The organism is Streptomyces sp. NBC_01525, from assembly GCF_045040405.1.
Taxonomy (GTDB): Bacteria; Actinomycetota; Actinomycetes; order Streptomycetales; family Streptomycetaceae; genus Streptomyces; species Streptomyces benahoarensis.
This window is the reverse complement of record NZ_CP109397.1, coordinates 6060359-6080639: the sequence shown is the minus strand read 5'-3', so window position 1 is coordinate 6080639 and position 20281 is coordinate 6060359. Positions and strand designations below refer to the sequence as shown.

Sequence of the window (20281 nt, the reverse complement as noted above, 5' to 3'; positions counted from 1 at the left end):
GGGATCACCCGCGGGGCCCCGCTCTGCGCCGCGGCTGCGGATTCGCCCGTACGGGGCCGGGGTCCGGTGGGGCGGGCGGGGCGTCGCGGGCCTTCGCCGCGGGAATCGGCCCAGGTCCCGGACGTGCGGCGTCGCTCAGACCGCCCCCGTGTGGCCCCGCATCCGTTCCAGTTCGGCCGCCACGTCGGTGAGCGTGGCGCAGTCCGGGACGGGTGCGACCGGCCGGTCGTGGAGGTGCGGCAGGCGGTGGCCGGGGTCGGCCAGGGCGCCGGCCATCGCGGACAGCGCCTCGCCCAGCCGGGCGGCCTCCTCGGGGCTGGGCCGCCGCGCACCGTGGTCGATGCGGATCGCGGCGGCCGTCGCGGCGTCGACGATGCGTTCGGCGGCGGTGAGGATCGCGGGCCAGTCGGGGCTGCGGTCGCGGGCGGCGAGGAGTTCGGCGGCGGCGGTCTCGGCCGCCGTCCGTGCCTGGCCCAGGGCGTGGTAGGCGTTCCGGCGCAGCGCCAGCCGCTCGGCGGTGGTCCCGGCGCCGGGCTCGGCCGCCAGGACGTGCCGCAGGAACGCCTCGGTGGCGTGCAGCGCCGACACCGCCCGCTGCGCGATACGGCGGCGCGGATCGGCCAGGCGCGGCAGATGGCCGACGACGAGGACGATGCCGCAGGCGATGGCGGTGTCCGCGATCCGCTCCCCCGCCGCCTGGGGATCGCCGCCCACCCAGACGAACGCCAGCACCATGAAGGTGATCGCCGAGGTCTGCAGCGCGAAGTGGCGGGTGGCGAACGGCAGCACCGCGCCGCCGATGCCCGCGGCGAGCGCCGGCCACCAGGAGCCGGGCAGCACCGCGCCGCCCAGCGCGAAGACCAGGACGCCCGCGACGGTCCCGGCGAAGCGGTTGACGGTCCGTGAGAACAGCGGGCCCAGGTCGGGCTTGACCAGGAACGTCGCGGTGGCCGGGAGCCAGTACCAGTGCTCGGGGTGGAGCAGCAGCGCGACCGCCGTGCTGGCACCGATGCAGACGGCGACGCGCAGCCCGTAGTCGCGGGCGGCGGGCCCCAGCAGATCGCGGCCACGGCGGGTACGCCGGTCCAGGAACCCGCGGACCCGGCCGGGCAGGGCGTGCCACCGGCCCGGACGGCGCGGCCCGGATGCGGTGGGCGGCGACGCCACCGGGGCCGGCGGGGCGGTCGGCGCAGGCTGCGCGGACGGTTCGTACGGCATGGACGCCGCGGCCGACCCGTACGGCGTCGAAGGCTCGGGCGGCGCGGACGCCTCACGCGGCTCCTGCGCCCCGTACGCCGCCGACGGCTCCGACCGCGCGAAGACGACAGCGGCGGCCAGCAACGCCCGGTCGAAGGCCCCACGCGCGGCCGAGCTGTTCGCGGGAGCGGAGAGGCGCCCGGGTGCCTCGCCGGTGCGCAGCGCCGCGGCGAACCGGCGGGGGCTCTCCGCGACCGCGGCGGGCAGCGGGCGGCCCTCCCACAGGAGCGCCACGCTCGCCTCGCAGAGCGCGGTCGCCGCCGCCAACCGCTCGGCCAGCAGCACCTCTTCGGTACGGACCGCGCGGCGCAGCAGCCGGTCGGTGAGGCGGCGCAGCCGCAGCGCCTCGTCGGCCCGGTCCAGGGCCGAGGTCAGACGGCGCCGGGCCGGTTCCGCGCCCTCGCCGCCGACCTCGGTCAACGCGTCGGCCAGCGCGTCGAAGACGGCGGCGACGGCGGTCCGCTCGCCGCCGAGCGGACCGCCGGGCGGCCGCGGGGAGCGGAGCACCAGCCGCAACAGCAGCAGCCAGGCGCAACCGGCGAGGACGTACAGGCTCTTTGCCCACGGCGCGCCGGGCAGCGGCATGCCCGCGCCGAGGACGGCGGTGGCCAGCATCTGCATCCCGGCGGTCGAGCGGACCGGTCCGGCCACGCTCGCGACGCCGGAGACGAAGGCGACGGCGCAGAGCGCGGGCACCGTCCACCACCCGGCGTGCGCGGACTGCAGCGAGGCGCCGATCAGGGTGCCGAGGCCGCAGGCAAGGGCGGGCAGCCCGATGTGGACCATGCCGGTGCGCCGGGTGCCGGGCCGGTCGTTGACCCCGGCCATCATCGAGCCGAGCCCGGTCAGGACGCCGGGCACGGGGTGGCCGGTGGCGATCCCGGCGCCGAGCAACGGGCCCGCACAGAGCGCGCCGCGGACGACGGCGGACCACGGCACGGGCAGGCGCTGCCAGCGGAACGGGTGGGCGAGCCAGGCGGGAACGGCCCGCGGGGCGCGGGGCATGTGCCTCCTCAGTCGACGGATGACGAACACGATCCGAGGGGCGACATCGGCCGACGGTGCTGGTCTCCAGCCTAAGGTCTGTCCCGTCATCCCTGGTGAGGCAGCCCTTGGAGCGCGCCTCGGACCTGAGGCGTTCGCCCGTCGCACGCCGCCCCACCGATACCGCGCCCGCGCCCGTACCGGGCCCGGTCACCCGGTCGCGTACGCCGTCCGTGGGCGGGCCTGCTCGCGCCCGGTCGGACGACAGCCGATAGCGTCCAGACATGACGAGCGAGGCGAACGACATTCTGGTGATCGGTGGCGGTGTCATCGGTCTGACCTCGGCCATTGCGCTGGCGGAGGACGGGCACCGGGTGCGGCTGGTGAGCCGGGACCCGGCCGCCGACTCCACCTCGGCGGTGGCCGGCGGGCTGTGCTGGCCCTACCGCATCCGCCCCCGCACCCCGGCGGTGCGGTGGTCGCTGCGCGGCTTCGAGGTACTGGCGGAGCTCGCCGACCGGCCGCGGGAGACGGGTGCGCGGATGGTGGCCGGGACGATGACGGAGCCCGCGGCCACCGGCGGACCGGAGGCCGATGCCGATCCGCTCGCCGCCTGGTATGCGGCGGTGCCCGGCCTGCGGCGGGCCCGCCCCGACGAGGTGCCGGAGGGCCACACCGGCTGGCGGGCCCGCACGCCGCTCGTCGACATGCCGACACATCTGCACTACCTGGAGCAGCGGCTCCGCGCGGCGGGCGGCGTGGTGGAGCGCGCCACGTTCACCTCGCTCGCCGAGGCGGGCCAGGAGGCGGCGACGGTGGTGAACTGCTCGGGCCTCGGCGCCCGTGAGCTGGTGCCGGACCCGCAGGTGCACCCGGTGCAGGGCCAGTTGGTCGTGGTCGCCGACCCGGGCGTCGAGGAGTGGTACGTCTCCGCCGCCTCGGGCGCCACGGACACGACGTATGTCCTGCCGCAGCCGTACGGCGTGGTGATCGGCGGCACCGCGCACGAGAACGCCTGGTCGACGGAGCCCGACCCGGCGGTGGCCGAGGCGATCGTGGCGCGCGCCGCCCGGCGGTTCCCCGTGCTCGCCGGGGCCGAGGTCCTGAACCACCGGGTGGGGCTGCGGCCCGCCCGTGAAGCGGTCCGCCTGGAGGGCGAGCGGCTGCCCGGCGGCGCCTGGTGCGTGCACAACTACGGTCACGGCGGCGCGGGCGTCACCGTCGCCTGGGGCTGCGCCGACGAGGTCCGGCGGCTGGTGCGGGAGGCACCGGCGGCGTAGCCAGGGGTGGCGCGACCGCCGGGCCGGTCCCGGTGGTCGCGCGGCGCTCCGGGTCCCGGAACCGCTCGGCGGCCCCGCTCCGCCGCGTCACGCATGTCATTCATGTGTCAGCTGAGGCCATGGACATGACGAGGGGCGGGGGCGTACATAGGGTCGGAACGGTTCCACCACCCCTACGAGTTGGAGGACTCGGTGCGTCACAGACTCCTCGTCCCGGGCGCGGCCGCGCTCGGTCTGCTGCTGGCGGTCCCGGCTTCGGCGGCGAGCTTCACCCCCGGCGCGCCCGGTGCGGGCGACTCCTACTACCCGGAGAGCGGGAACGGCGGCTACGACGTCTCCCACTACGACCTGCGCCTGAAGTACCAGCCCAAGACCGACCTCCTGGAGGGCACGGCGACGCTGCTGGCCAGGACCACCCAGGACCTGTCCCGCTTCAACCTCGACTTCGGGCTGAAGGTCAGCGAGGTCCGCGTCGACGGCAGGAAGGCGACGTTCGCCGCCTCCGGCGCCCATGAGCTGGAGATCACCCCGGCGGCGCCGCTGGAGCGCGGCAAGCAGATCAGCGTCGTGGTGCGGTACGCGGGCAAGCCCTCCGAGGTGAAGATCGACGGCTACACCGCATGGGCCCGTACACCCGACGGCGGGGTGGCGGCCCAGGAGCCGGAGTCGGCGGTGTGGTGGTACCCGAGCAACGACCACCCGACCGACAAGGCGACGTACGACATCTCGGTCTCCGTGCCCGACGGCACCCAGGCGATCAGCAACGGCGTGCTGGCCTCGCAGTCCTCCAAGCTCGGCTGGACGCGCTACAACTGGCGCTCCGACAAGCCGCAGGCCACGTATCTGACGACGCTCGCCATCGGCAAGTTCGACGTCACCACCGGCACCACCGAGGGCGGCGTGCCCGTGATCAACGCCGTCAGCAAGGACCTCGGCGCGAACGAGGGCGCCGCCCGCGCCAGCATCGCGCGCACCGCCGAGGTCACCGAGTGGCTGGAGTCGGTCTACGGCCGCTACCCCTTCAACGCCGTCGGCGGCTACGTCCCGAACGTCCCGGCGGGGTTCGCGCTGGAGACCCAGACCCGCCCGTTCTACGGGAAGAAGGCGTTCGACCGCGGCGCCAACGTGTCCGTCGTCGTCCACGAGCTGGCCCACCAGTGGTACGGCGACAGCGTCTCGCTGAAGGGCTGGAAGGACATCTGGATCAACGAGGGCTTCGCGGCGTACGCGCAGTGGCTCTGGTCCGAGAAGGAGGGCGAGGGCACCGCGCAGGAACTCGCCGACTACGTCTTCGACCAGCACCCGGCCGACGACCCGTTCTGGACCGTGAAGCCCGGCGACCCGGGCCCGGACCACCAGTTCGACGGCGCCGTCTACGACCGTGGCGCGGTGGCCCTCCAGGCGCTCCGCAACAAGCTCGGCGACAAGGTCTTCTTCGGCCTGCTCACGTCGTGGCCGCAGGAGCACGCGTACGGCAATGCCTCGGTCGCCGATTTCGTGGCGTTCGCCGAGAAGAAGTCCGGCAAGCCGCTCGCCGGCTTCTTCGACACCTGGCTGTTCCAGCAGTCCAAGCCGTCGGCGGGCGCGGCCCGGCAGGCCCTCGGCGCCCGCGGCACGGCCCCGGCGCCCCGCCCCGCCTCATGGCCGATGATCGCGGCCACGCACGCGGTCCACCAGGGCTGAGCGCGGAAGACGTGACCTGGGCCGGGGGGCGCGCAGTGGCCGCGCCCCCGGCCCCTTTTCCCTCGCGGCGCCGGTCCGTCACCGCCGGGGAATCCCGTACACACCCAGTGGTTACCAAGAGGTAACCGCGGCTGGTTGGATGGACGCCGCCGGGTCATGCACCCACCCCCACAGGGAGATTCCGTGTCGTACCTCTCGCCGCGCGCCCGCCGGTCCGCCGTGATCACCGCGGCGCTGACCGCCACCGCCCTCGCCGCCACCGCGCCCGGCGCCTCGGCCGCGGCGCCGCCCCCGCGCCTGAAGGTCCTCACGTACAACGCGTTCCTGATGAGCAAGACGCTCTACCCCAACTGGGGCCAGGACCACCGCGCCCAGGCGATACCCGACGCGGACTTCTTCCGGGGCAACGACGTCGTGGTTCTGGAGGAGGCGTTCGACAACTCGTCCTCGGATGCCCTCACGTCGCGGGCCGCGGCGCAGTATCCGCACCAGACGCCGGTGGTCGGCCGCACCAAGGACGGCTGGGACGCCACCGGCGGGGCCTACTCCGCGACGACCCCGGAGGACGGCGGGGTGACGCTGCTGAGCAAGTGGCCCGTGCTGCGCAAGGAGCAGTACGTCTACAAGGACGCCTGCGGCTCGGACGCCCTCTCCAACAAGGGCTTCGTCTACGCGGTCCTGGACGTGAACGGCACGAAGGTGCACCTCGTGGGCACCCATACCCAGTCGACGGACTCGGGCTGCAAGGCGGGCGAGGCGGCCGCCGACCGCGCCTCCCAGCTGAAGGAACTGGACGCATTCCTGGACGCGAAGAAGATCCCCGCCGACGAAGAGGTGATGGTCGCCGGGGACTTCAACATCGACTCGCGCGGCCCGGAGTACGAGGCGCTGCTGGCCCACGCGGACCTGGCGCCCGCCGACAGCCGCACGGGCCACCCGTACTCCTTCGACACCCACGAGAACTCGATCACGAAGGACCGCTACCCGAACGATCCCCGCGAGGACCTGGACTACATCCTGCACCGCAACGGCCACGCGCGGCCGAGCGGCTGGGGCAACACGGTCGTCAAGGAGGAGTCGGCGCCCTGGACCGTCTCCAGCTGGGGCAAGCAGTACACCTACACCAACCTCTCCGACCACTACCCGCTCATCGGCGGCTGAGCCGGTACGCGCACGGGAGGGCGGCCGCGGCTGCCCTGAGGCTCCGCGACCGCCCTCCCGTGCGGTATGCGCTACTTCGCCGCTTCGCCTTCACGCTCCGCCGCGAGACGGCTGACCCGGCCGCGCACCACGAACCAGCCGCCGAACAGCGCCAGCGCGAGGACGGGGATCAGCATCACGGTCTGGCGGCCGACACCGTCGTCGAACCACATCAGCACGATGACGCCGAGCAGGAACGCGATGGTCACCAGGTCCGTGACGGGCGTACCGGGAAGCCGGAAGCGGGGCCGCTGGACCACCCCCTCCTTGGCGCGGCGCACGAACACCATGTGACAGACCATGATCGTGCACCAGGTGCTGATGATGCCGAGCGCCGCGATGTTCAGCACGATCTCGAACGCCTTGCCCGGGACGACGTAGTTGAGCACCACGCCGAGCACACAGACGGCGGAGGTGAGCATGATGCCGCCGTACGGCACCTGGTTGCGGTTCATGAGCCCGGCGAACTTCGGCGCGGAGCCCGCCATGGACATGGAGCGCAGGATGCGGCCGGTCGAGTAGAGGCCGGAGTTGAGGCTCGACATCGCAGCGGTCAGCACGACGAGGTTCATCACATCGCCGGCGGCCGGGACGCCGACGTTGGAGAGCACGGTCACGAAGGGGCTCTCCCCGCCGACGTACTTGTTCCACGGCAGCAGCAGCGTCAGCAGCAGCACCGAGCCGACGTAGAAGACGCCCACCCGCCACATGATCGAGTTGACCGCCTTGGGGACGATCTTCTCGGGCTCGCTGGTCTCACCCGCGGTGACGCCGACCAGCTCGACGGCGGAGTACGCGAAGACGACGCCCTGGAGAACGATCACCACGGGCAGCAGACCGGTCGGGAAGAAACCGCCGTTGTCGGAGAGAAGATGCAGGCCGGGGGTGTGGCCGCCCACCGGGTGCTGGGTGGCCAGCAGGAAGATGCCGATGAACATGAACACGACCAGCGCCGCGACCTTGACGATCGCGAACCAGAATTCCAGCTCACCGAAGATCTTGACCGAGATGAGGTTGACGGTGAGCACCACGGCGAGTGCGATCAGCGCCATCACCCACTGCGGAATGTCGGTGAACAGACTCCAGTAGTGGGTGTAGAGGGCAATCGCGGTGATGTCGGCGATACCGGTCGTGGACCAGTTGACGACATACATCCAGCCGGCGACGTAGGCGCCCTTCTCGCCAAGGAATTCCCGGGCGTACGAGACGAACGAGCCGGACGACGGGCGGTGCACGACCAGCTCGCCGAGGGCGCGGACGACGAAGAAGGCGAAGAGACCGCAGACCGCGTAGGCGACGGCCAGCGCCGGACCGGCGGAGTGGAGCCGACCGCCCGCACCGAGGAAGAGGCCGGTTCCGATCGCCCCGCCAATGGCGATCATGTTGATGTGGCGGCTCTTGAGGCCCTTGCTGTATCCGGCGTCTCCCGCGTCCTGCCGTCCGCCGCCGCCCCCACCTGGCGGCTGCGGTACTTCTTCCGTAACGGTCTCTGCACTCACTGGTGGTTCAACTCACTTTCAGGCAGGCGCTGGGAACCATGGCCGAATCCCACGGTTCGCACGAATGGCCGATGGCACACCTTCCCCGAACCCGGGCCCCTCGTCTGTGGCCTAGATCACACGAGTTATCGGCCAATCTGAAGTTGGGGCCGTTTGCCCACTGTTGCCCCCGGGAGACATTTTGAAATCGCCGATCCGTACGCGCCCGGATGAATTCCCGGCGATCTTCGCGGGAAATTACGGCGGACGGGCGCACCACTCCCGGCAACGCGCCGAAGTGGCGCACAGGGCACCGCGCGGAATCCGGCGAGACGTTCCAGAGGTTTCACACTTTTGGTGAGACAGCAATACTGTCCTACATGAAAGAGTCCCCCACGGAGACCGGAACCGGGCCCGGCACCGCCCTGACCGTCGACGAACTGGCCGCCCGCGCCGGTGTCACCGTCCGTACGATCCGCTTCTACAGCACCCGGGGGCTGCTGCCGCCGCCGGAGATCGGCCCCCGCCGCGTCGGCCGCTACGGTCCCGACCATCTCTCGCGGCTCGCGCTGATCGAGGAGCTGCAGCACCAGGGCATGACGCTGTCGGCGATCGAACGCTATCTGCAGCAGCTGCCGCCCGATCTGAGCGCCCAGGACCTGGCCCTCCACCGGGCACTGGTGGCGAGCTGGATCCCGGACAAGGCGGAGGACACCACCCGCGAACAGCTGGAACGCCGGATCGGCCGAGAGCTGGCCGAGGACGACCTGGACCGGCTGGCGGCGATGAGCGTCCTGGTCCGCACCGATGACCCGGACGTCTTCCAGGTCGACCCCGGGCTGCTGCATCTGGGCGTCCGGCTGCTGGACGTGCCGATCGCGCTGGAGACGATCCTCGCGGCACGCACCGTCGTACGGGAACACTCCCGGTCGGCGGCGCGGGAGCTGAGCCGTCTCTTCAAGGACGAGGTCTGGGAGCCGTACCGCGAGGGCGGCCCCGACGCGGAGGACGTCGCCCGCATCAAGTCACTCTCCGCTCATATGCAGCCGATGGTGGTACAGGCCCTGGTCACCGCGTTCCAGCGGTCGATGAAGGAGGAGCTGCGGGAGGCGTTCGGGGAGGGGTAGGGGCGCGCCTGGAGGGTGGCGCGGGCCGGGCAGCGGGGCCCGGGCGACAGGGCGGGTGGCGGCGGGGCTCGGGCCGGGCGCCGGGCCGGGCGGTCGCGAGGCTCGGCCCGGGACCGGCCGGGCGGCGGGGTGGGGCGGGCCGGGCGGGCGGCGACGGCCCGGGCCTGGCGGTCAGGGGCTGTCCCCCGCCGCGCCCGGTCCCGTCGCCGCCCGCCCGGGCCGTTCGCTCAGGCGTCGCGGAAGGGCTCTCCCTTCTCCGCCTTCTCGACCAGCAGCGCGGGCGGCGCGAAGCGCTCGCCGTACGCCGTCGCCAGCTCCCGGGCGCGGGCCACGAAACCGGGCAGGCCGCCCTCGTAGCCGTTGATGTACTGGAGCACACCGCCGGTCCAGCCGGGGAAGCCGATGCCGAGGATGGAGCCGATGTTGGCGTCGGCGACCGAGGTCAGCACGCCCTCCTCGAAGCAGCGGACGGTGTCCAGCGCCTCGGCGAACAGCATCCGCTCCTGCATGTCACGGAACGGGATGGCGGCGTCCGGCCGGGTGAAATGCTCGCGCAGCCCGGGCCACAGGCCGCTGCGGGTGCCGTCCTCGGCGTAGTCGTAGAAACCGGCGCCGCCGCTGCGCCCGGTGCGGCCGAACTCGTCCACCATCCGGTCGACGACCGCGTCGGAGGGGTGCGCCGCCCAGCTGCCGCCGGCCGCCTCCACGGCGCGCTGCGTCTCCCGGCGGATCCTGCGCGGCAGCGTCAGCGTCAGCTCGTCCATGAGGGAGAGCACCTTGGCCGGGTACCCGGCCTGGGCGGCGGCCTGTTCGACGGAGGCCGGGTCGAGGCCCTCGCCGACCATCGCCACGCCCTCGTTGATGAACTGGCCGATGACCCGCGAGGTGAAGAAGCCCCGCGAGTCGTTGACCACGATCGGGGTCTTGCGGATGCGGCGAACCAGGTCGAAGGCGCGGGCCAGCGCCTCGTCGCCGGTGCGCTCCCCCTTGATGATCTCCACCAGCGGCATCTTGTCGACGGGCGAGAAGAAGTGCAGGCCGATGAAGTCGGCGTCCCGCTGCACCCCCTCGGCCAGCTGCGAGATGGGCAGGGTCGAGGTGTTGGAGCAGAGCAGCGCGTCGGGCGCCACGATGTGCTCGATCTCCTCGAAGACCTTGTGCTTGAGCGCGGCGTCCTCGAAGACCGCCTCGATCACGGCGTCGCAGCCCGCGAGGTCCTGCGGATCGGCGGTGGGGGTGATGCGGGCGAGGAGTTCGTCCCGCTTGCGCTCGGTGGTGCGGCCCCGGGCCAGGGCCTTGGCGAGCAACCCCTCGGAGTACGCCTTGCCCTTGGCGGCGGCCTCCGGCGAGACGTCCTTGAGGACGACCTGGATCCCCGCCCGGGCACAGCTGTAGGCGATGCCCGCGCCCATCATCCCGGCGCCGAGGACGGCGACCTTCTCGACGGTGCGGGGCGCGATGTCCTTCGGGCGGCTGGCGCCGGAGTTGACGGCCTGGAGGTCGAAGAAGAACGCCTGGATCATGTTCTTCGAGATCTGGCCGGTGACCAGCTCGGTGAAGTACCGCGCCTCGATGGTCTGGGCGGTCTCGAAGTCGACCTGGGAGCCCTCGACCGCGGCGGCGAGGATGTTGCGCGGCGCCGGGTAGGGCGCGCCGTTGAGCTGCTTCTTGAGGTTGGCGGGGAACGCCGGGAGGTTGGCGGCGAACTTGGGCTGCGCGGGGGTGCCGCCCGGGATGCGGTAGCCCTTGACGTCCCAGGGCTGCTGGGAGGCGGGGTGCTCGTCGATGAACGCGCGGGCCTTGGCGAGGAGTTCCTCGGGCGTGGCGGCGACGTCGTGGATCAGACCGGCGTCCTTCGCCCGTACGGCGTTGTACTGCGTGCCCTGGAGCAGCACCTTCAGCAGGGCGTCGGCGATGCCGAGGAGCCGCACGGTGCGGGTGACGCCGCCGCCCGCGGGCAGCAGGCCGAGGGTGACCTCCGGCAGGCCGATCTTGGTGCCGGGGGTGTCGAGGGCGATGCGGTGGTGGCAGGCGAGCGCGATCTCGTAGCCGCCGCCCAGGGCCGCGCCGTTGAGGGCGGCGACGACGGGCTTGCCGAGGGTTTCGATGCGGCGCAGATCGCGCTTGATACCCATGCCCGCCTCGAACGCCCGCTGGGCGCCTTCGGGGGTGACGGCGATCAGTTCGCGCAGGTCACCACCGGCGAAGAAGGTCTTCTTGGCGGAGGTGACGATGATGCCGCGGACGGTGTCCTGTTCGGCCTCCAGGCGGTCGGCGACCGCGGTGAGGGAGGTCTTGAAGGCGTCGTTCATGGTGTTGGCGGACTGGCCGGGATCGTCCAGGACCAGGGTGACCACGCCGGTCTCGTCCTGTTCCCAGCGGATGGTCGACATCGCAGAGGTCTCGCTCACTGTGGCTTCTCCGTAAGGGGTGGGACGGGCGGTCAGAGGCGCTCGATGACGGTGGCGATGCCCATGCCGCCGCCGACGCAGAGGGTGGCCAGGCCGTACCGCTTGTCCTGGCGCTCCAGCTCGTCGATGAGGGTGCCGATGATCATCGCGCCGGTGGCGCCCAGCGGGTGGCCCATGGCGATGGCGCCGCCGTTGACGTTGATCCTGTCGAGGGAGAGCCCCATGTCCTGGGCGAACCGCAGGACCACGGCGGCGAAGGCTTCGTTGATCTCGACGAGGTCGATGTCGTCGATGGTCAGCCCGGCCTTGGCGAGCGCCTTGCGGGCCGCGGGCGCGGGACCGGTCAGCATGATCGTCGGGTCGGCGCCGGAGACCGCGGCGGCGGCAATCCGGGCGCGTGGCGTCAGGCCGTGGCGCTCACCGACGGCGGCGTTGCCGATGGCGACGAGGGCGGAGCCGTCGACGATGCCGGAGGAGTTGCCCGCGTGGTGAACGTGGTCGATCTTCTCGACCCAGTGGTATTTCTGCAGCGCGACGGCGTCGAAGCCGCCCGCGTCGCCGATCGTGGCGAAGGACGGCTTGAGACCGGCCAGCGACTCGGCGGTGGTGCCGGGGCGGATGTGCTCGTCGCGGTCGAGGACGACCAGGCCGTTGCGGTCGCGTACCGGGACGACGGAGCGGTCGAAGCGACCTTCCTTCCACGCCTGGGCGGCGCGTTCCTGGGAGAGGGCGGCGAAGGTGTCGACGTCGTGGCGGGAGAAGCCGCCGAGGGTGGCGATGAGGTCGGCGCCGACGCCCTGCGGGATGAAGTTGGTCTCGAAGTTGGTCATCGGGTCCAGGTGCCAGGCGCCGCCGTCGGAGGCCATCGGTACCCGTGACATGGACTCGACGCCACCGGCCAGGACCAGGTCCTCCCATCCGGAACGGACCTTGGCGGCGGCGAGGTTGACGGCTTCCAGGCCGGAGGCACAGAAGCGGTTCTCCTGGACTCCGGCCACGGTGTCGGGCAGCCCCGCGGCGATGGCCGCGATCTTGGCGATGTCGGCTCCCTGGTCGCCGATCGGGCTGACCACGCCGAGAACGATGTCGTCGATGGCGGCCGGGTCCAGACCGGGGAAGCGGCGGCGCAGTTCGTGGAGGAGACCGACGACGAGGTCGACGGGCTTGGTGCCGTGCAGGGCGCCGTTGGCCTTGCCGCGGCCGCGCGGGGTGCGGATCGCGTCGTACACGTACGCTTCGGTGCTCAAGTCAGGCAGCCTTTCGCATGAGGGGAAAGTCTCGGCGGGGTGTGGCAAGGCGCGGCGGGGCGGGCCGGGCGGCGCCGGGTCAGCCGAGCAGGGAGCGGCCGATGATCTCTTTCATGATCTCCGTCGCCCCTCCGTAGATGGTCTGGATGCGGCCGTCGGTGAACGCCTTGGCCACCGGGAATTCAGCCATGTAGCCGTATCCGCCGTGGAGTTGCAGACAACGGTCGGCGACGCGTTTGTGCAGTTCGGTGGCCCATCCACTTGGCCATCGAGGCGTGTACCGCGTCCAGCTCCCCGGCGGAGTGGTCGGCTGTGCAGCGGTCCAGGAAGGCGCGGGTGACGGCGCATTCGGTGGCCATCTCGGCGATCTCGAAGCGGATGTGCTGGAGCCGCGCGAGCGGGCGGCCGAACGCCTCGCGTTCCTTGACATACCGCGTGGTGATCTCCAGCAGATGCTCGGCGCCCGCGATCCCGGCGACGGCGATGCCCATCCGCTCCTGCGCGAGGTGCGTCATCAGGTGGACGAAGGCGCCGTTCAGCTCGCCGAGGAGGTTCTTCTTGGGGACCCGGACGTCGTGGAAGAAGAGTTCCGCGGTGTCCTGGGCCTTCTGGCCGATCTTGTCGAGGTTGCGGCCGCGCTCGAAGCCGTCCATGCCGCGCTCGACGACGAGGAGGCTCAGGCCGTGCGCCCCGCCCTCGGGGGTGGTGCGGGCGACGACGATGACGAGGTCGGCGAGGATGCCGTTGGAGATGAAGGTCTTGGAGCCGTTGAGGATCCAGTGGTCGCCGTGGTCGGTGGCGGTGGTGCGGATGCCCTGGAGGCCGGAACCAGCGTCGGGCTCGGTCATCGCGATGGCGGTGATGATCTCGCCGCTGCAGAAGCCGGGCAGCCACCGGCGCTTCTGTTCGTCGGTGGCGAGCGTGGTGAGGTAGGGGCCGACGATGTCGTTGTGCAGTCCGACGGCGAGGCCCGGGGTTCCGGCGCGGGTGAACTCCTCGGCCAGCACGGCGCTGTAGCGGAAGTCGGGGTTGCCTCCGCCGCCGTACTCCTCCGGGACGGCCAGGCCCAGCAGGCCCTGTCGGCCGACTGCCCGCCAGGCGTCCCGGCTGACGATGCCGTCCTGCTCCCACTGTGCGTAGTGCGGGGTGACCTCCTTGGCGAGGAAGGTGCGTACCGTCTCGCGGAAGGCTTCGTGGTCCGCGGTGAAGATCTGGCGCTTCATGGTGTCCTGGCCCTCCTGGGAGCCGAGTTGCGGTGAGCGACGAAGGGGCGCGCGGCGGCCGTCAGTGGGCCTCCGGCGTGCCGGGGCGAGGCGCCGGGGAACGGTCTGTCGCGGTCGGCTCCGGGGTGGGCGGCAAAACGTCCTGGACGTCGTCGAGCAGGCCGGGGACGGCCCAGTCGCGGGCGATCTCCGCGGTGTCGGCGCCCGGTTGGGCGGGCGGGCGGCGGACGGCGCCAGGGGTGCGGGAGAATCGGGGCGCGGGGGCGGGCTGGGTGAGTCCCCCGTGGTCGAGGAAGGTGCCGCGGGCGGCCAGATGCGGGTGGTCGGGGGCTTCGCGGAGCGACAGCACCGGGGCGACGCAGGCGTCGGTGCCCTCGAAAACGGCGGTCCATTCGGCGCGGGTGCGCTCCTGGAAGCGGGCGGCGATGGCGTCGCGCAGCGCGCCCCAGGAAGCGAGGTCGTCGCGCTGGGGCACCTGCCCCTCGATGCCGAGCAGGCGGATGAACTCGGCGTAGAACTGCGGCTCCAGCGCGCCGACCGCCATATGGCCGCCGTCCGCCGTCTCGTACGTGCCGTAGAAGGGCGCGCCGCCGTCGAGGAGGTTGGCGCCGCGTCTGTCCTGCCAGCCTCCGGCGGCGAGCATGCCGTGGATCATCGAGGAGAGGTGGGCGGTGCCGTCGACGATGGCGGCGTCGACGACCTGCCCGCTGCCACCGGCGGCGGCGTGCCGGAGTGCGGCCAGGAGGCCGATGACGAGGTAGAGCGAGCCGCCCGCGTAGTCGCCGAGGAGGTTGGCGGGGACGGTGGGCGGGGCGTCGGGCGCGCCGATCATGCCCAGGGCGCCGGTGATCGCGATGTAGGAGATGTCGTGTCCGGCGGTGTCGGCGAGCGGGCCCTGCTGGCCCCAGCCGGTCATCCGGCCGTAGACGAGCCGTTCGTTGCGTGCCAGGCAGGAGTCCGGGCCGACGCCCAGGCGCTCGGCGACGCCGGGGCGGTACCCCTCGATGAGGATGTCGGCGCGCTCGGCCAGCTCCAGCACCCGCTCCGCACCCTGGGGTGTTTTGAGATCGATCACGACCGAGCGTTTGTTGCGGTTGGTGAGGTCGTACGCCGGGTCGATGCCCAGTGCGGCGCCGCCCGGGCGGTCGACGCGTACGACGTCGGCACCGAGGTCGGCGAGGGTCATGGCGGCGAAGGGGCAGGGGCCGATGCCCGCCAGCTCCACCACGCGCACCCCGCCGAGCGGGCCGTTGCCTGACTCCGTCATCACGCTCCTCGCCCTTCCCCCGCACTGTGACACTTCTGATGTAACACCCGTGATGTTAAGAACGTGTTCCACTTTCCACAAGCCCCCCGGGTATCGCTTGCGTACCCCCGGAACGACAACGGCGGCGAGGCTCAACCGCCTTCGCCGCCACGGGTCTTGCGCGCCACACCGCGCGCCGCTATCCCCCGTCGAAACCGGCGATGGACCACGATGCGGCTATGCAGCGGTACGACCCCACCGCCCGGCTGCACAGCGCCCCCTCGGCCACCCCTGCGGCACGCCCCGCCTGACGGGACTCCCCCGCCACGCCCACGAGCCCCGGCGCGACGGCCTGCCCGCACCTCGCCGCTCCGCACACCTTCGCCATGCCGCCCTCCCCCTCCCTTCCGTTCCGTCTCCGCCGGACGCGCGGGTGTCGTCAGGTTCCGGTCGTTCCGGCGCCGTTCCCGGCCGCTTCCCTCACATCACCGGACCGTGCCGACGCCCTCATCCGACCTCGTCATCCAAGCTAACGGCGACCACTGACAACGGCCCGCGAAGCGACGTTGCGCGGGCGCCTCGGGAGGACCATGCGCGCATGTCGCACCTTCCCCTCGCCACCCCGTTGTTCGCCCTCCATCCGGGTCAGGGTCCGCGTCAGTTCGCGGAGTTGGCCCTAGCGCTGCTGCTGTCGTCGCTGATCGGGCTGGAACGGGAGGCCCGGCAGAAGAGCGCCGGGCTGCGCACTCATACGCTCGTCGGGGTCGGCAGCGCGCTCTTCATGGAGGTGTCGATCCACGGCTTCGGCGGGATGCTGGGAATGGACGGCGTGGCGCTGGACCCCTCCCGTGTCGCCGCGCAGGTCGTGTCCGGTATCGGCTTCATCGGCGGCGGCCTGATCTTTGTGAAGAAGGACGCGGTCCGGGGCCTGACGACCGCCGCCACCATCTGGCTGACCTGCGCCATCGGCATGGCGTGCGGCGGCGGGCTGCCGCTGTTGGCCCTCGGGGCGACGGCGGTGCATTTCCTGATCGTGCGCGGTTTCGCAAAGGTGTCGGAGCGGATCGGCGCCACGCCGTCACCGGAGCGGTTCGAGCTGCGACTGACGTACCGCTCCCAATGGGGTCTGCTGGGGCGGATGCTGGAACTGTGTACCGACAGCGGCTTCCTCGTGTCCGATGTGCAGGTGGAGACCGGCCCTCCGGAGGGCGCCGCCGCGGAGGTCCTGCTCCGCTTCGAAGGCACCGCGTCGGCGCACGCCGTGGTGGAGGCGCTCGCCGAGCTCGACGGGGTGCGTGGAGTGCAGCTGGGCTGGCAGGCGGACTCGACCGAGTGACGGCCGCGCGCCCTCAGAGCAGTTCCGCCTCCTCCAGCAGACGGCGCACCGCGTCGCGTGCGGCACCGTCGAGCGGGATCTGCGGCGGCGCGGTGTCCGGGCAGCCGATGACGCCCAGGAGATGCAGCGCCGCTTTGAGCGCTCCCAGGGCCGACGATCCGCGGCCCATCAGCCTCTCGTCGCCGACGTCGGTGAGCGCGAACAGCGCGGCAAGCCGGTCCTGCTCCTTGGCGGCCGCGCGCCAGTCCCCCGCGCGGGCGCGCTCGTAGAGCCGTACGTAGGCCGCGGGGTCGAGGTTGCCGAGGCCCGGGACGATGCCGTGCGCCCCGGCCAGCAGGGCGCCGTCGACGGAGAGTTCGCAGCCGGTGAGCACCGAGAACGGCCGGTCCAGGGTGGGCAGCCGTACCAGGAGGCGGCGTAGTGCGCCGGTGTTGCCGCTGCTGTCCTCGACTCCGTCCAGTACGCCGTCCGCCGCCAGTTCGAGCACCGTATCCACGGGCAGTTCGGTGGGGACGGACGCGGCGGCGTTGCAGGCGAAGAGCGGCAGGTCCACGGCGGCGCGGATGCGGCGGTAGTGGTCGGCGATCTCGGCCGGGTGGGTGCGGGTGCAGAAGGGTGTGGTGGCCACGATGCCGTCGGCGCCCAGGGCCTGGGCGGTACGGGCGTGGTCGAGGACACGGGTGGTCGCCATGTCGATGGCTCCGGCCAGCACGGGAAGCCGTCCACGGGCCGCCGCGACGACCGTTTCGATGACGGTGCTGCGTCTGCCGTCCGACAGACAGGCGGCCTCCCCGGTGGAGCCGAGCACGAACAGGGCGTCCACTCCGGCGTCGATGAGGTGCTCGGTGAGGGAGGCGAGCGAGTCGACGTCGACGCGACCGGACGCGGTGAGCGGCGTGCACACCGGCGGCACGACGCCCGTGAGTGGTGCGGGGAGGGGCATGCAGGTCCAGCCTTCTGCCGTACGGGGCCGGTGGTGCGGGTGCGCGGCGGGGGCACACAGGGCGGTGGGGGCCCGTGCCCGTGCCGCCGTCCGGACATGGGACGTCCCATGTCATCGGTGAATGTGGACCAGGCCAGGCGGGGTGTCAAGACCGCGGGCCCCGGGGGCACTTCCTCAACGGACGGGAAACGGCGGCCGGACTTCATGAGTACGGGGCTTCGGGAGGCCACCTGGGAGTGACGGCTGCGCCCGCGAATCCGGGGGTGACCGTCATCGCCTCGGACCTTGACGGGGAGGGCTTTCCCTACGTCACGGAAGTCTTGCAGCGCCGCGTCGTGATCCGTCGGGGGGGGCCGGAGTCCCCCCGACGCCGGGCCGAGGCACGGTCCAGGCACCGGGCCGAGGCCGTGGCTCAGCTGGCGGCCAGTGCCCGACGACAGAGGGCGTCGGCCGCGCGGGTCGTCTCGGGGAGCCGGTATTGCGGTGCCAGTCGGAGGGTGTGGGCGCAGGCGCCGTCGAGACCGGTGCGGTGCCCCACGGAGACGAAGACGGGCTTGACGCCCTGTTGGGTGCACAGCGCCCGGCCCACCTCCTCCGTGGTGCCGTCGAGGTCGTCCAGGAGCGGCGAGGTCGCCCCGCGTCCGTCGCCGGGAGCGTCGTAGCGGAAGGTGAAGGGGTTCTTGGCGACGCCGATCGTGGGCAGACCGGTCAGGACTCCGAGGTGGCTGGCGAGCCCGAAGCGTCGCGGGTGCGCCCGCCCGTAGCCATCGCACACCACCAGGCCGGGTGTCCGCGCGAGACCGGCCAGCGCGTCGATGACCGTCGGGATCTCCCGGAAGGCCAGTAGCCCCGGGACGTACGGGAAGGAGATCCGGCCGACCGCGGTGGCCTCGTCCACGATCTCCAGGGTGCGGGCGTCCAGCGCCACGGCCGCAGCCGCGACGACGTCCCGTCCGTCGTCGTACGCCACGTCGACGCCGACGACGGTGCCCTCGAAGTCCGGCGGCGGGCCGGGCTCGTCGAGGCGCACATGGCGCCGCAGCCGGTCCTGGACCGCGCGCGCCTCGGCCTCGTCGGCCGGCCAGTTCCGCAGTTCGTCATCGAGGGAGACGGGGCTGGTGTTGTCCATGATGACGCCACGGTATCGAACGGGCGGACCCACGCCCCGCCGCCCACCGGGCCGCCGGCGGGCCCGGTCGGCGGTCACGGGTCACTGCACCACCTCCGTGGCGGGAGCGGGGGCGGACGTAGGGGTGGGCCAGCGGCCTCCGTTGCTCCAGTAACTCTGGATCTCCTCCAGGTGACGCCCCTTGGTCTCGGGCGCCGTGAAGGAGGCGAAGACCAGCGCGCCCAGCGCCAGCACGCTCAGCCCGGCGAACGTCCAGGAGGCCCCGATCCAGGCCATCAGGGACGGGAAGAACTGCGCGATGAGGAGGTTGGCGACGAGGTCGGCGGTGAGCATCACCGATGCGCCCGTCGACCGGAGCTGCGCGGGGAACGCCTCGCTCGCGTAGACCCATATCAACGAGCCGAAGCCGAAGTTGAAGGCCGCGGTGAACAGCAGAATCGCACCGAAGCCGACCCAGGTCGTGGTGCCGTGCAGCTCTCCCACGCCGAAGACGACCGTGAGCACGGCGAGCATGACAACCATCGTGCCGATGCCGGTCAGCAGGACCACGCGGCGGCCCAGCCGATCGATGATGAGAATCGCCAGCACGGTGGCGGCCAGCGAGGCGAGTTGCACGAACGAGGGCAGCAGGAAGTTCAGCCCGCCGCCGATGAATCCCATCTGCGCAAAGATCTGCGGGCTGTAGTAGGTCACGGCGTTGATGCCGGTGATCTGACAGAAGAAGCCGAGGCCGACGACGAAGACCGTGGCGCGGAGGTAGGGCTTGTGCAGCATGGAGCCGGCGGAGCCACCGCTCTCCGCGGTGAGCGCCGCGCCGACCGCAGCCACCTCGGTGCGCGCGTCGACATCCGGATCCGTCATCGTCATGACCTCGACCGCGCGCTCGGTCCGCCCTTTGAGGACGTACCACCGGGGCGTGTCCGGCAGCCGGAACAGCGGGATCATGACCAGCGCCGCGGGGATCGCCGACGCCCCCAGCATCCACCGCCAGTGACCACCGTCGGCCAGGCCCCAGTTGACGAAGTACGTGATGACGATGCCGGTGACCGTCGCGACCTGGTAGGCGGCGACGGACGCGCCACGGATACGCGCGGGTGTCGATTCCGCTATGTACAGCGGGGCGGCGACGATCGATATACCGATCGCCACCCCGAGCAGGAAGCGGACCGCGTCGAGGACGACGACATTGGGCGCGAGTGCGGAGAGCGCGACGAAGAGGGCGTACGAACCCGCGACGATCAGCATCGCGGCCTTGCGGCCGAAGGCGTCCGCCAGCTTGCCGCCGAGCAGCGCACCAACGACGCAGCCGCCCACGAGAATGCTGTTGACCAGGCCCTTTTCCGCCTCGGTGAGGTGGAAATCCCGGCTGAGGAACACCAGCGCGCCGGAGATGCTGCCGGAGTCGTAGCCATAGATGACGCCGACGAAGGCCCCGGTCAGCGCGAAGAGCCGCCCCGTACGGCGGGCCTTCCCGGACGGTGGTGGCGGGGGCGTCTCGGAGAGCGTTGCAGTGGACATGGCGGGTCCTTCGCGCAGCGTGCCGACCTACTCATGACTGATCATGCAACTATTGCATTCCTTTCACTCAACTATCAACAGTCTTCAGTGAACCCCGATCACCGAACACCCACCGCCCGAAAGGGGCCAGTCGAGCGATGGCCCGCACCCCACCTCTCGAACGTTTCACTCGCACGAGGGATGGCCCGACCGACCCGCAATGCGTAGAGTTGATTACAA

Annotated in this window: 13 protein-coding genes and 1 pseudogene; 5 read left to right on the top strand and 9 right to left on the bottom strand. The window is 71.9% G+C overall.

Features of this window, described 5'->3' with window-relative positions; translation table 11 throughout:
* Window positions 1-135 precede the first annotated feature (135 nt).
* Entirely contained in the window at window positions 136-2262 is a 2127-nt protein-coding gene (locus OG422_RS26445; RefSeq protein WP_405746362.1) for an FUSC family protein, read from the bottom strand.
* 263 nt (window positions 2263-2525) lie between these two features.
* Here OG422_RS26445 and OG422_RS26440 point away from each other — a divergent pair, with 263 nt between their 5' ends.
* The 3 genes from OG422_RS26440 to sph all read left to right on the top strand — a co-directional run bounded on the left by OG422_RS26440 (window position 2526) and on the right by sph (window position 6365).
* Window positions 2526-3521 (top strand): FAD-dependent oxidoreductase, encoded by a 996-nt coding sequence (locus OG422_RS26440; protein WP_405746359.1) that lies wholly within the window; start codon window positions 2526-2528, stop codon window positions 3519-3521.
* A 192-nt stretch (window positions 3522-3713) separates the two neighbouring features.
* Window positions 3714-5204, top strand: coding sequence for a M1 family metallopeptidase (locus tag OG422_RS26435; RefSeq protein WP_405746356.1), 1491 nt, complete (start codon window positions 3714-3716; stop codon window positions 5202-5204).
* Window positions 5205-5387: 183 nt separating this feature from the next.
* The gene (gene sph, locus OG422_RS26430) at window positions 5388-6365 is read left to right on the top strand and encodes a sphingomyelin phosphodiesterase (protein ID WP_405746353.1); all 978 of its coding nucleotides are present in this window, start codon (window positions 5388-5390) and stop codon (window positions 6363-6365) included.
* 71 nt (window positions 6366-6436) lie between these two features.
* Here sph and OG422_RS26425 read toward each other — a convergent pair whose 3' ends face one another.
* Window positions 6437-7903, bottom strand: a complete 1467-nt coding sequence (locus tag OG422_RS26425; RefSeq protein WP_143943435.1) for an amino acid permease — start codon at window positions 7901-7903, stop codon at window positions 6437-6439.
* A gap of 359 nt (window positions 7904-8262) precedes the next feature.
* Here OG422_RS26425 and OG422_RS26420 point away from each other — a divergent pair, with 359 nt between their 5' ends.
* Window positions 8263-9009 (top strand): MerR family transcriptional regulator, encoded by a 747-nt coding sequence (locus tag OG422_RS26420; protein WP_405746348.1) that lies wholly within the window; start codon window positions 8263-8265, stop codon window positions 9007-9009.
* A gap of 227 nt (window positions 9010-9236) precedes the next feature.
* Here OG422_RS26420 and OG422_RS26415 read toward each other — a convergent pair whose 3' ends face one another.
* From OG422_RS26415 to OG422_RS26400, 4 genes and pseudogenes are all read right to left on the bottom strand, one after another.
* Complete coding sequence (locus tag OG422_RS26415) at window positions 9237-11402, bottom strand: 3-hydroxyacyl-CoA dehydrogenase NAD-binding domain-containing protein (RefSeq protein ID WP_405747997.1); 2166 nt, start codon at window positions 11400-11402, stop codon at window positions 9237-9239.
* Window positions 11403-11452: 50 nt separating this feature from the next.
* Window positions 11453-12667 (bottom strand): acetyl-CoA C-acetyltransferase, encoded by a 1215-nt coding sequence (locus tag OG422_RS26410; RefSeq protein WP_405746345.1) that lies wholly within the window; start codon window positions 12665-12667, stop codon window positions 11453-11455.
* A 79-nt stretch (window positions 12668-12746) separates the two neighbouring features.
* A pseudogene (locus tag OG422_RS26405) lies at window positions 12747-13890 on the bottom strand (acyl-CoA dehydrogenase family protein).
* A 61-nt stretch (window positions 13891-13951) separates the two neighbouring features.
* A complete protein-coding gene (locus OG422_RS26400) occupies window positions 13952-15157 on the bottom strand; it encodes a CaiB/BaiF CoA transferase family protein (RefSeq protein WP_405746342.1) in 1206 nt (401 codons plus the stop codon).
* A 577-nt stretch (window positions 15158-15734) separates the two neighbouring features.
* Between OG422_RS26400 and OG422_RS26395 the strand changes: the two genes are divergently transcribed.
* Window positions 15735-16472, top strand: a complete 738-nt coding sequence (locus OG422_RS26395; RefSeq protein WP_405746339.1) for an MgtC/SapB family protein — start codon at window positions 15735-15737, stop codon at window positions 16470-16472.
* Window positions 16473-16485: 13 nt separating this feature from the next.
* On the opposite strand, the gene OG422_RS26390 is transcribed toward OG422_RS26395, so the two are convergent.
* From OG422_RS26390 to OG422_RS26380, 3 genes are all read right to left on the bottom strand, one after another.
* Window positions 16486-17415: a dihydrodipicolinate synthase family protein gene (locus OG422_RS26390; protein WP_405746336.1), complete on the bottom strand. Its 930-nt coding sequence runs from the start codon at window positions 17413-17415 to the stop codon at window positions 16486-16488.
* 412 nt (window positions 17416-17827) lie between these two features.
* On the bottom strand, window positions 17828-18544 hold the full coding sequence (locus OG422_RS26385) for an endonuclease V (RefSeq protein ID WP_405746333.1): 717 nt from the start codon (window positions 18542-18544) through the stop codon (window positions 17828-17830).
* Between the two features lie 81 nt (window positions 18545-18625).
* Window positions 18626-20062, bottom strand: coding sequence for a sugar porter family MFS transporter (locus OG422_RS26380; protein ID WP_405746330.1), 1437 nt, complete (start codon window positions 20060-20062; stop codon window positions 18626-18628).
* Between the last annotated feature and the right edge of the window lie 219 nt (window positions 20063-20281).